8 protein-coding genes are annotated in these 13,367 nt (G+C 35.3%); 4 read left to right on the top strand and 4 right to left on the bottom strand.

Going from position 1 to position 13,367, the window contains the following annotated elements:
* Window positions 1-20: 20 nt before the first annotated feature.
* Window positions 21-2,069 carry an HD family phosphohydrolase gene (locus C1T31_RS08175; RefSeq protein ID WP_103052009.1) on the bottom strand — a complete coding sequence of 683 codons (2,049 nt, stop codon included), beginning with the start codon at window positions 2,067-2,069 and terminating at the stop codon, window positions 21-23.
* Window positions 2,070-2,198: 129 nt separating this feature from the next.
* Between C1T31_RS08175 and C1T31_RS08170 the strand changes: the two genes are divergently transcribed.
* Together C1T31_RS08170 and C1T31_RS08165 are read left to right on the top strand one after the other, a co-directional pair.
* Window positions 2,199-3,377 (top strand): acetyl-CoA C-acyltransferase, encoded by a 1,179-nt coding sequence (locus C1T31_RS08170; protein ID WP_103052008.1) that lies wholly within the window; start codon window positions 2,199-2,201, stop codon window positions 3,375-3,377.
* 13 nt (window positions 3,378-3,390) lie between these two features.
* A complete protein-coding gene (locus C1T31_RS08165; RefSeq protein WP_103052007.1) occupies window positions 3,391-4,143 on the top strand; it encodes a C40 family peptidase in 753 nt (250 codons plus the stop codon).
* Window positions 4,144-4,192: 49 nt separating this feature from the next.
* Here C1T31_RS08165 and C1T31_RS08160 read toward each other — a convergent pair whose 3' ends face one another.
* Together C1T31_RS08160 and gyrA are read right to left on the bottom strand one after the other, a co-directional pair.
* The gene (locus C1T31_RS08160) at window positions 4,193-5,437 is read right to left on the bottom strand and encodes a tetratricopeptide repeat protein (protein WP_103052006.1); all 1,245 of its coding nucleotides are present in this window, start codon (window positions 5,435-5,437) and stop codon (window positions 4,193-4,195) included.
* 12 nt (window positions 5,438-5,449) lie between these two features.
* A complete protein-coding gene (gene gyrA, locus C1T31_RS08155; RefSeq protein WP_103052005.1) occupies window positions 5,450-8,011 on the bottom strand; it encodes a DNA gyrase subunit A in 2,562 nt (853 codons plus the stop codon).
* Between the two features lie 257 nt (window positions 8,012-8,268).
* On the opposite strand from gyrA, the gene C1T31_RS08150 reads away from it, so the two are divergent.
* Window positions 8,269-10,815 (top strand): ATP-dependent Clp protease ATP-binding subunit, encoded by a 2,547-nt coding sequence (locus C1T31_RS08150; protein ID WP_103052197.1) that lies wholly within the window; start codon window positions 8,269-8,271, stop codon window positions 10,813-10,815.
* A gap of 80 nt (window positions 10,816-10,895) precedes the next feature.
* Window positions 10,896-11,264: a hypothetical protein gene (locus tag C1T31_RS08145; RefSeq protein WP_103052004.1), complete on the top strand. Its 369-nt coding sequence runs from the start codon at window positions 10,896-10,898 to the stop codon at window positions 11,262-11,264.
* Between the two features lie 67 nt (window positions 11,265-11,331).
* Here C1T31_RS08145 and C1T31_RS08140 read toward each other — a convergent pair.
* The coding region (locus C1T31_RS08140; RefSeq protein ID WP_133158362.1) for a T9SS type A sorting domain-containing protein at window positions 11,332-13,367 on the bottom strand (2,036 nt) is incomplete at its 5' end.

The following is a 13,367-nucleotide window of genomic DNA, read 5'->3' as shown; positions in this document are numbered from 1 at the left end:
ATGGCTTTTTTATTTTTTAATTATTCTGGATATTCTATTCTAAGGTGATAGATGTTAGCGAGCTTATGCTTCAATACTTTTTTTATAGACTGTATTTCTTTGAATGTAATGTTGGCGTTTAAGAACTGACCATCATTCATTTGCTTATTGATAATGTTTTCTACAAAGACATCTATTTTTGATGATGTTGGCTCCTTTAAGCTTTTAGATGCCGCCTCAACACTATCACACATCATTAAGATCGCTGTTTCTTTACTAAAAGGTTTTGGTCCAGGATATTCAAATTCATAAACGTCTAAATCTGAATTAATTTCTTTTTCTTTTTTGTAAAAATAATAGACCACACTGGTTCCATGATGCGTCCGTATAAAATCAATAATCCTATCTGGTAAATTATTCTTACGGGCAATTTCAATACCATTGATTACATGATTAATAATTATTGAAGCACTCTCTCGTGAGGATAACTCATCATGCGGATTGATTCCTGTCGATTGATTTTCAGTAAAATAAGTAGGGTTTTTCATCTTACCAATGTCATGATACAAAGCACCTACTCTAACCAACATGGCATTGGCGCCTATTTCGTTGGCAGCAGCTTCAGCCAGATTTGCAACATTCAATGAATGATGAAATGTTCCCGGAGCTTTATTCGAAAGCTCCTTTAAGAGTTTGGTATTGGTATCCGATAGTTCCAACAACGAGACATCTGAAACCAATCCAAATAATTTTTCATAAGCATATATTAGAGGCTGAACAAAAAGTGTAGCTAAACCACATAAGATAAACAAACCAAATGTTTCCCATTTCAGGGTATCTACACTACCCTCATGAATAACAAAAAAAGCGAAGTATGCAACAATGTAAATCAGGGTTATTTGTCCAACAGATATGAATAAATTAGCTCTTTTATACAACTCCGAGACGGTCAAAATGGTGACAATTCCTGCTATAATTTGCAAAAACATATATTCGTAACTGTTAGACACTATAAAGCCTAAAAGCAAGACTGTTATTACATGGGCAAATAAACCAAGTCTGGCATCAAAGAAAGCTTTTAAGACCAAAGGCAAAATACATATCGGGACTACGTAAACATATTTTGAGTTGTAGTTTACCACCAAAGTTGTAATGAATATCATCAAGAAAATATTGAAGAATATAAAAGTGACTTTAGTGTTATTTTCAAAAACTTCGGGTCTATACTTTTTAATAAAAAGCAGAAGCATCAAAAGTGCTAATGAAACCAATAGCGTGTAGGCTCCAATGACCCAATAGTAATTGGAATCTGTCCAAACTTGAGATTCATATTCTGCTTCAAGCGATTTTAAAATTTGGAATTTATCGCCCTCAACTACTTCTCCTTTTGATATAATTAAGGTTTCGCGTTCAATGCTACCTCTTGTATAAGCCACTTTGTCAAGCTCACTTTGAATAACCCTATCTGTAAACAACTTATTGAAAGTAATGTTGGGCTCAATAACATCATAAAACAACGACACAAAATCTGTCTTGTAAGCCTTGAAAGTATCATCTAACAAACTGTTATCAATAATGTTTGTAAGCTGGTTTTGCTTTATTAATTGTGAAAACTGGGTTCTTTCCTTTATAATATTATTGTTGAGGATAATAATATTTCTATCTCCTGAAAAATTATAATCATCACCTAAAATGCCTTTGGAATAAAGTCTATTAATTATTTGCTCACCATGTGCAAAGAATAATGCGCTTGTGGCAACATCTAATGTATCAGGAAACACATTTTGAAATTCAGATTTGTAATTGGCCAACACTCTTTCGTATACCTTATCATCTATATCAAAATACAATGTGGCATTATCCTTAATGGCTTGCTTTTCGGAATTGATTTCAGCATCTGTTTTTTTAATAGCAAAATCAAAAGGAGCCTGCAAACTTTCAGATTGCCAGGGTTTACCTCTTTCAAAATTATATTTAAACTTACCGCTTTTAGGAAACAGATAAACGATTAAGAAGGTCGTACTTAAAAACAACAATAACTTATAACCCAAGGAATGGTTTCTGTACAATAAATTAATGAAGTCTTTCATTCTATAACTTTATAATGTCAAATGTAATAAAAATATCACCGTTAATTGTGCAAGTATAATGTATCAATCATTCTAGATTCTGTGAAAAAATGATTAATTTTGCACCTATAAAAATTAAACCCACACAAAATGAGTAAAGAAGTTGTTATTGTCTCTGCTGCACGAACTCCAATCGGTAGTTTTTTAGGTTCATTATCTACAATTCCAGCTCCTCGGTTAGGAGCTATTGCCATTAAAGGCGCTTTAAGTAAAATAAACTTGAAGCCCGAGTTGGTTCAGGAGGTATTAATGGGTAATGTCGTTCAGGCCGGAACTGGTCAAGCCCCAGCAAGACAAGCAGCTATTTATGCAGGTATCCCAAATACTGTGCCATGCACTACAGTTAATAAAGTATGTTCTTCAGGAATGAAAGCCGTTATGCAAGGTGCTCAAAGTATTGCTTTGGGTGATGCTGATATAATTGTTGCTGGAGGTATGGAAAATATGAGTTTAATTCCACATTATTTGCACGCCAGAAATGGTACCAAATTTGGTCCAGCAACATTGATTGATGGTATGCAAAAAGATGGTCTGGTTGATGCTTACGACCAAAACGCCATGGGTGTTTGCGCAGATGCCTGTGCTGTAGAGTACAATTTTTCCAGAGAAGAACAAGATGCATTTGCGATTCAATCTTATGAGCGTTCAGCAGCAGCATGGGAATCAGGAAAATTTGACAATGAAGTGGTACCTGTTGAAGTACCTCAAAGACGAGGGGACGCATTGGTTGTTTCAAAAGATGAAGAGTATACTAATGTCAAAATAGAAAAAATCCCTGCACTACGTCCTGCTTTTACAAAAGAAGGGACAGTAACAGCCGCAAACGCTTCAACCATTAATGATGGCGCAGGTGCTATGGTATTAATGAGTAGAGAAAAAGCCGAAGAACTGGGATTAAAACCTTTGGCAACTATAGCAGGCTATGCCGATGCTGCACATGAGCCAGAATGGTTTACAACAGCTCCAGCCAAAGCACTTCCTAAAGCGCTTGACAAAGCTGGAATTACAATTGATGATGTTGATTACTTTGAGTTTAATGAAGCATTTTCCGTGGTTGGTTTAGCCAATATGAAAATTTTAGGCCTCAATGATTCCAATGTCAATGTCAATGGTGGTGCCGTTTCATTAGGACACCCTCTTGGTTGTTCTGGTGTTAGAATTTTGATTACATTATTAAATGTTTTAGAGCAGAATAATGCTAAAATTGGTGCCGCAGCAATATGTAATGGTGGTGGTGGTGCTTCTGCTATGGTAATAAAAAGAAATTAACCACAGTTAGTTCATGCAATACGGCATTTGCAATTTAAGCATAGTTCCGCTTCGGATTGAATCTTCAGATACTTGTGAAATGGTATCTCAAGTATTGTATGGCGACTTTTTTAAAGTACTAGAAAAACGAAAATCTTGGAGTAAAATCCGATTGGCTTTTGACAAATATGAAGGTTGGATTGACAACAAGCAATATATTGAAATATCAAAAGACCAATACGATTTTTTACATGCTGAAAAACCCCTTATATCTACTGATTTAGTTGAATTTGTGAAAGATTCAGCTAATCAACTGTATCCTATTCCACTTGGATCATGTTTGAATGGATTGAGCATTTTAAATCATTCCCACGACGGAAATGCTGTTCAAAAAAAATTCTCAAAAGACCATTTAATTTCGACAGCTTTTTTATATCTAAATGCTCCTTATTTATGGGGAGGAAAAACCCCTTTCGGTATTGATTGCTCTGGATTTACCCAGATGGTCTATAAGCTCAATGGTTATAAAATTTTTAGAGATGCTTCTCAACAAGCTACTCAAGGCGAAGCTTTAAGTTTTATTGAAGAAAGCGATCCTGGTGATTTAGCTTTTTTTGATAATAATGAAGGCCAAATTGTACATGTAGGTATTATTATGAAAGATAATTTTATAATTCATGCCCATGGAAAAGTACGTATAGATAGGCTAGATCATTCAGGAATATACAATGTTGAAAAAGGCATTCATACACATAAATTAAGAGTGATTAAAAAAATAATACCATAAAAAAAGCACTACAATTGTAGTGCTTTTTTTGTTTGTTGTATCATGTCTCTTATCCGCCAAGCTCTTCAACTTTAGCTTTCATTTTCTTTTGGTTATCAGTATCACCAATAGCGCTATAAATATTCATCAGAGTTCTTGCAACATCCACATTATCTGGCTCTACATCTAGTACTGATTTCAAATAAGGTATTGCTTGATGGTAAACACCCTTACGCTTTTCCTTTAACTCATCATAACGTCTATTATCCGCAGCTGAATTGCCTAAACCATTCATTTCTTCAATAATAGATTGTTCTTCCTGTAAAATCAATGCCGATAAATTAGTTAAAGCATTAACATAAGTTGGATCCATTTCAATTACTTGCTTATAGTAACCTTTAGCAGCCTCGATATCGTTTGCTTCAGCAGAAAGTACTCCCAAATTATAAATAAGATCAACATTATTCGGATCTAATTTAACAGCTTCTTGAATTAAAGATTTATACTCTTCATTATTACCTAATTTATATTGCAAATTAGCCTCTGTCAGTATTAAATCAGAATTATCCGGCTCATTGGCTCTTGCTTTTTTTATTGCCGCAATAGCTTCATCTTTTTTATCTAATTGTACATACAAGAGTGCAATATTTTTGGTTATCTCACCTGATTTAGATTCAGACATACGTTCACCTGGTTTGATATAATCACCAGATTTCATGTATAAATCGCGAGTTTGCTTATCCATAACTTCCTCTTCTCCAGTTTCTTTATTGGTTGCGAAATACTCTTTCACTTGACCTGTGTAACCTAAATCATCTAATTTTATATAGTTGTTTAAAGCTTTTTCATAGTCTTGAGCACTCACTGAACTTACCGCTGAATAATACAGATAAGTTGTGTCACTTGGTTTAACTTGATACAATTGCTCAAATTTATTTGCTGCATCAGAATAATTACCACCTGTATAAGATGAGTTTGCTTTAGACAACAAATCATTTTCCATAGTTTGACGCAAAGTTTCAGATTCAGAATTATAATCACTTCCTACCTCATTCAAATGTCCAATAGACGCATTTAAATCATCATTATTAGCTGTCCCTTTTGCATAAAGAGACTCGGCCATCAAAAGATGATATTGTGAAATTTGTTTATCATCCATTTGAGACATCATTGATTTTGCTTGATCTAATGCTGCCTTCGCTTCTGCATAGTTATTGCTTTTAATAGCTTTATCTGCTGCACGTAATTCCTTTTTTTGAGCAAATGATAAAGTACTAACCAAAATTGCTAAAACAAATAATATTGGTTTGTTCATAATTTTTAATTTTTAATTATCGTTATTAGTTTCATTTACGCCATCATTATCAATAGCTGTGCCATTCTCATTATTCAAGTCTGATAAGCTATCTGCTATATCTTCTTCATTTTCATCTTTCATTACTTTCGCAACAGCGGCAATAGAGTCACCTCCTTTAAGATTAATCAACTTAACGCCTTGGGTAGCCCTTCCCATAACACGCAAATCATTAACCTGCATTCTAATGGCAATTCCCGATTTATTGATAATCATTAAATCATCATCATCTGTAACCGATTTGATAGCAACTAAATGACCTGTCTTCTCGGTTATAGAAATAGTTTTGACACCTTTTCCACCACGGTTTGTAATTCTGTAAACAGCTTCGCCATCTTCAGGATCATCAATGTATGTTCGCTTACCATAGCCTTTTTCTGAAACAACTAAAACAGACTCTTCTTGTGGGTTTTCAATAGCAATCATTCCGATGACTTCATCTTGAGAATTGGCCAATGTTATACCTCTTACACCAGACGCATTACGTCCCATTGGTCTCGTTTTGGCTTCCTCAAATCTGATAGCCTTACCAGATTTCAATGCTAACATTACTTGGCTGTTACCAGTTGTTAGTTTTGCTTCTAACAACTCATCATCTTCTTTGATGGTTATAGCATTAATACCATTTGTTCTCGGTCTTGAATATTGCTCCAAAGATGTTTTTTTAACCTGACCATTTTTGGTAGCCATAATAACGTAATGACTATTGATATAATCTTCATCCTTCAAATCTTGGGTACAGATGAAAGCCATGACTTTATCATCTTGCTCAATATTGATCAAATTCTGAATGGCACGTCCTTTTGAAGTTTTACTGCCTTCAGGAATTTCATAAACACGCATCCAGAAACACTTACCTTTTTGAGTAAAGAACAACATATACTGATGATTCGTTCCAACAAACAAGTGCTCTAAGAAATCCTCATTTCGAGTTGTAGATGCTTTTTGTCCAACACCTCCTCTATTTTGGGTTTTATATTCGGTTAAAGATGTTCGTTTAATATATCCTGCATGAGAAATAGTAATCACTACTTGCTCATCAGGAATCATGTCTTCTATACTTAAATCACCTCCAGCATATTCTATTTGAGAACGTCTTTCATCACCATACTTTTCCTTAACCTCAAGAAGCTCTGTTTTGATGATATCCATACGTCGTTCCTTTTTTGCGAGAATATCTTTTAAATCCTCAATGGTTTTCATCAATTCTTCATACTCTGAACGCAGTTTATCCTGCTCTAGACCGGTTAGTTGACGTAATCGCATTTCCACGATTGCTTTCGCCTGAATTTCAGAAAGCTCAAATCGTTCAATTAATTTTTCTCTGGCTTCTTCAGCATTTGACGAAGCTCTAATCAAGGCAATCACTTCATCAATATTATCTGAAGCAATGATTAAACCTTCCAGAATATGAGCACGCTCTTCTGCTTTCCGTAATTCATAAGTTGTACGTCTAACTACAACATCGTGACGGTGTTCCACAAAATGATAAATTAAATCTTTCAGATTCAATAATTGCGGTCTTCCATTTACCAGTGCAATATTATTCACACTAAATGAGGATTGTAAAGCCGTGTATTTAAAAAGTTTGTTTAATACAATATTTGGAATAGCATCGCGCTTTAAGACATAAACGATACGCATACCATTTCTATCTGATTCATCACGAATAGTAGAAATACCTTCTAATTTTTTTTCATTAACAAGATCGGCCGTTTTTTTAATCATGTCCGCCTTGTTCACTTGATAAGGAATCTCTGTTACAATGATACATTCACGACCTTGAACTTCTTCAATGTTCGCCTTTCCACGCATCACAATTCGTCCGCGTCCAGTTTTGAATGCTTCGCGAACACCATCATAGCCGTAGATAGTTCCTCCAGTTGGAAAATCAGGAGCTTTAACGTGTGAGATTAATTCATCTACGTCAATATCATTGTTTTCTATATAGGCAACTGTACCATCAACTACTTCACTTAAATTATGTGGTGGCATATTGGTAGCCATACCAACAGCAATACCAGAGGCTCCATTAACTAATAGACCTGGAATACGTGTTGGTAAAACAGTTGGCTCTTGTAAGGTATCATCAAAATTAAGTTTGTGGTCAACGGTTTCTTTTTCAATATCTGCCAACATGTCTTCAGATATCTTGCGCATACGTGCTTCGGTATAACGCATTGCTGCTGGACTATCGCCATCAATTGAACCAAAGTTTCCTTGACCATCAACAAGCATGTAGCGTAAACTCCATTCTTGCGCCATACGCACCATGGTATCGTATACTGAAGTATCACCATGAGGGTGATACTTACCCAATACCTCACCAACAATTCTTGCTGATTTTTTATGTGCCGAATTAGATCTAACACCAAGTTCATGCATTCCATATAACACACGTCTGTGAACGGGCTTTAAACCATCTCTAACATCAGGTAAAGCACGTGACACTATGACCGACATTGAATAATCAATGTAGGCTGATTTCATTTCATCTTCAATGTTAATTGGAATCAATTTTTCTCCTTCTGCCATATATAAATTTATTAGATTTTGTGTAGGTTTTGTAAACGTGCTAATATAACCATTTCAGTAGTGACAGCAAGACTTGCCTGTTTGTTTTTTCGGATTTTTTATTAACAATTTTACCCGTTATTATAGTTAATAAGTATGCTGTTAATTATTTTGATTTTATAAACTTTTTTTTGTCTATTAGCAAAGAGCATAATTTAGGTACAGTTTTTGACCTTAAGAATATGTTTAGTACATTTAATGCAGAAAGGATTTTATTTATGGACGATAATTTTTCACCAAGAGTTAAAGATGTTATAGCTTACAGTAAAGAGGAAGCTTTACGTTTGGGTCATGATTTTATTGGTACCGAACATTTAATGCTTGGACTATTAAGAGATGGGAACGGAAAGGCTATCAATATCTTGAATGCTTTAGAAATTGATTTAAATCATTTGAGACGAAAAGTAGAAATTTTAAGTCCTGCAAATCCAAATGTAGCGGTTGCATCAAATGAAAAGAAGAACTTACACCTTACAAGACAAGCAGAACGTGCCCTTAAGACCACGTTTTTGGAAGCTAAACTTTTCCAAAGCACGTCAATTAACACAGCACATTTATTGCTATGTATTTTAAGGAATGAGAATGACCCAACCACAAAACTTTTGAATAAATTAAAAGTTGATTATGACAATGTAAAAGAGCAGTTTAAATTTATGATTACAAACGATGAAAATTATATAGAACCCAAAGCAGAATCTTTTCAAGATGATGATTCAGCTGATGAGGATACTTCAAAAGACAATTTATTCAATTCTCCTTCTGGGAAGACTAATAAAAAGTCTAAAACACCTGTTTTAGACAATTTTGGACGCGATTTAACGGCTTTAGCTGAAGAAGGGAAGCTTGACCCTGTTGTGGGCAGAGAAAAAGAAATTGAGCGCGTCTCACAAATTTTAAGTCGTAGAAAGAAAAACAACCCGCTTCTTATCGGGGAGCCAGGTGTTGGTAAATCGGCTATTGCCGAAGGGTTAGCCAACCGAATTGTAAAGCGAAAAGTGTCTAGAATTCTATTCAATAAACGCGTGGTAACTTTAGATTTGGCCAGTTTGGTTGCTGGAACCAAATATCGTGGGCAGTTTGAAGAACGCATGAAAGCTGTTATGAATGAGCTTGAAAAAAATGACGATATCATCTTGTTCATAGACGAAATTCATACCATAGTAGGTGCTGGTGGTGCAACAGGAAGTTTAGATGCGTCCAATATGTTTAAACCAGCTTTGGCTAGGGGTGAAATTCAATGTGTTGGCGCAACAACTCTAGATGAATACAGACAGTATATAGAAAAAGATGGTGCTTTAGAACGTCGTTTTCAAAAGGTTATCATTGAACCGACTTCTGTAGAGGAAACCATTGAGATTTTGAATAATATTAAGGAGAAATACGAAAATCACCATAATGTAGATTATACACCAGAAGCTATCGAAGCTTGTGTGAAATTAACGAATAGATACATGACGGATAGATTCCTTCCTGACAAAGCTATTGATGCTTTAGATGAAGCTGGTTCTCGTGTTCATATCACCAATATTAATGTTCCTGATCAAATAATTGATTTGGAAAAACAACTTGAAGCTGTTAAGGAAACCAAATCTTCTGTGGTAAAAAAACAGAAATACGAGGAGGCAGCAAAATTACGTGATGACGAAAAACGCATTGAAAAAGAATTGGCTATAGCTCAAGAAAAATGGGAAGAAGAAACTAAACAACATCGTGAAATAGTTACTGAAGACAATGTAGCTGATGTAGTCTCCATGATGACCGGTATTCCCGTCAATAGAGTGGCTCAAACCGAAAGCAATAAATTAGCGAAATTACCTGAATTAATTAAAGGAAAAGTTATCGGTCAAGACGATGCCGTTGCCAAAGTCGTTAAAGCTATTCAGAGAAATAGAGCTGGACTAAAGGACCCTAACAAACCGATTGGATCTTTTATATTTTTAGGTCAAACAGGAGTTGGTAAAACACAATTAGCTAAAGTTCTATCAAAAGAACTATTTGATAGTGAGGATTCACTTGTTAGAATTGACATGAGTGAATACATGGAAAAATTTGCAATATCTCGTCTGATTGGCGCACCTCCAGGCTATGTGGGTTATGAAGAAGGTGGACAACTAACCGAAAAAGTTAGACGTAAACCTTATGCCGTAGTTCTTTTAGATGAAATTGAAAAAGCACATCCTGATGTCTTCAACATGTTATTGCAAGTTTTGGATGATGGATATTTAACTGATAGTTTAGGACGAAAAATTGATTTTCGCAATACGATCATCATTATGACCTCAAACATCGGGTCAAGAAAACTTAAAGATTTTGGAACTGGTGTTGGTTTTGGTACGGCCTCTCAAAAAGCTCAAGAAGATGCCAATGCCAGAAGTGTTATTGAAAATGCCCTAAAAAAAGCATTTGCACCAGAATTTTTAAATAGAATTGATGATGTAGTTGTGTTTAATGCGCTCGAAAAAGAAGATATTAATAAAATTATTGATATTGAACTTGAAAAATTGGTTGTGCGCATTAAAGATCTAGGGTATACATTAAAATTAAGTAAAGCCGCCAAGGATTTTATTGCTGATAAAGGTTTCGATAAACAATATGGAGCAAGACCTCTTAAACGAGCTATTCAAAAGTATATAGAGGATGCCTTGGCAGAAGAAATTATCAATTCTCAAATTTCTGAAGGCGATAAAATTTCAATGGATTTGGACACTAAAACCAATGAACTTAAAATAAAAATCGAGTCTCCTAAAAAGAAAACTGAATCTTAAATTTAAAGTCTATTTGCTTTAAAGCTCCGCTAATCGCGGAGTTTTTTTTTGTTTAAATTTTAAATTATTACCTTTATAATATGGGCAAAGTCTTAACATATCCCTTTGGAAAAATCACCATTTACGACAATTATTTGATAGCTGTTATGAATGAAGGGGTGACTATTTTACCTGAATTGAATGATGTACTTGAGAACATTTCCAATGACTATTTTTCAGGTAAGAATTTTGTTTATATCACCCATAGATTAAATTCCTATGCAGTCGATCCCAATATATACTTTAGAACTTCAAAAATTGAAAATCTCGTTGGTTTTGCAGTTGTTTCTGGGAAGAAAATTGTTATTGACAATACTGATCTGGAAAGTGTGTTTCTTTCAAAGCCCTTTAAAACTTATAATAATCTTGATGAAGCAATTAAATGGGCTAATGATTTATGTGAATCATAAGCCTTTCTATTTTTGAAAAAAAAAGGGAGCATTTACATGCTCCCTTTTTCATTTTATGGATTAAACTTTAATCTCTTCTTTGTGGACTAGAAGAAACAATCTTTTTGGTAACTGTTCCTTTACTTGTTGTTAATCTTACAAAGTAGAATTGATTATTGGTATCTGATAAATCTATTCTTGTTGATCCTTCAGTTCCTCTAACATAATTGTTATTAGCAACTTTTCTCACAACTACACCTCGAGCATCAAATACCTCTACTACAACATCAGTTTCAAAATCATAAACATAATTTATGAATACCTCGTTGTCGAATGGTACTGGATGTGCTTTAAAAGTAATCTCTTCCGGAACTTCATTATTTGTTAAATCAGCTCCACAGTTGACAGGATCGTAATTAGATGGCATATATTGACCTCCGTCGTTATCTGATTCAGAACATCTACAAGCCACCTCACAAACAACTGCATGAGCAATAACATATATTGGACCACTTGCATCAATTGGACCTACCGTATAATTGGATACCATATTACCCATATTAGTCGGGTTAAAGTTATACTGTCCAGGTGCTACAGTTGGACTACCATTGTTTCCAGTTGGGTACATATTGCATCCTACGTAAACATGTGCTTCATTCATTATGTAACCTTCATCTAAATTAAACTCTAGAGTTACTTGACCATTTTCATAGGTTACAATCACATCTCCTGCATAAGCACCTCTGGTGATATCACAATGAGCTGCTCCAGCATACATTTCTAATGTGTAAACGCCTTCAGTCTCAAAATAATTAGTCCATCCCCAACGACTAAAGTCAGGTATAAAGCATATACTATTATCAACCGATCTACCAAATGCCGTTTCACAATTACCTCCTGAAGTATTAAATTCACGAGTCAATGTTAATGTCTCAGTAGCTGTGTTTCCACAATCATCAGTAACCGTAAACACATAATCTGCAGTCTCTTGGCATTCAGATACTACAATATTTGTAGGGCCAGCATGTAATTCCCCTCCATCTGAACAATTATCTGTCCAGTTAACTGTAACATTTTTAGGGAATATACCATTACAAATTGGGTCTATTTCAGGAATTTCAATTACTGGTGCTTCAGAATCTACTGTCCATGTATAAGTTACACTTACAGGCTCTGCTTGATTACCACACGGATCAGTATATGTTGCTGTCCATGTTTGGCTATATGCACAACCGTCATTTGAAGGTCCAGCAGTTTCTGGATCTAAATCTACAATTCCTGCGCAATTATCTTCAGCTTTAAACAATGGTGGCACAATTTCTGGGTTACAGCCCAAGTCGCCACTTTGTCCATTAGTTGTAATAACAGGTGCTTCAGTGTCAACAGTCCAAGTGTAAGTTACACTCAATTCAGCTGCTACGTTACCACAAGGGTCAGTATAATTTGCTGTCCAAGTTTGACGATAAGAACACCCATCATTTGATGGTCCACTAGTAACTGGTTCTATTTCCATTTCTCCATCTTGACAGTTATCATCTACTTTAAACTCTGGCACAACAATTTCAGGATTACATCCTAAATAACCGCTTTGACCATTGGTTGTGATTACTGGTGCCTCTGTATCAACTGTCCATGTATAGGTAACAGATACTGGCTCTGCTTGATTACCACATGGGTCAGTGTAGTTGGCTGTCCATGTCTGGCTGTATGTACAACCATCATTCGTTGGACCTTCAGTTGAAGCTTCTAATTCTACTTCGCCTGCACAGTTATCATCTGCCTTAAATAATGGCGGTATAATTACATCCGGATTACAGCCTAAATCATCACTCTCACTATTAGACGTGATTATTGGTGCTTCCATATCTACTGTCCATGTGTATGTAATACTCACTGCTTCAGCTTGATTGCCACAGTTGTCAGTTACATTCGCTGTCCAAGTCTGGCTATAAGCACAACCATCATTTGTTGGACCTTCGGTAGTTACGATTGGCTCGCCTACACCACAGTTGTCTGTAGCTCCGAACATCGGTGCCATAACTTCTGGGTTACAGCCCAAGTCGCCACTCTCATTATCTGTTGTGATTACTGGTGCTTCCATATCTACTGTCCAAGTGTAAGTCA

The organism is Hanstruepera neustonica (genome assembly GCF_002895005.1).
Classification (GTDB): domain Bacteria; phylum Bacteroidota; class Bacteroidia; order Flavobacteriales; family Flavobacteriaceae; genus Hanstruepera; species Hanstruepera neustonica.
Note: the sequence above shows the minus strand (reverse complement) of the source record. Positions and strands in the feature narration are given on the sequence as shown.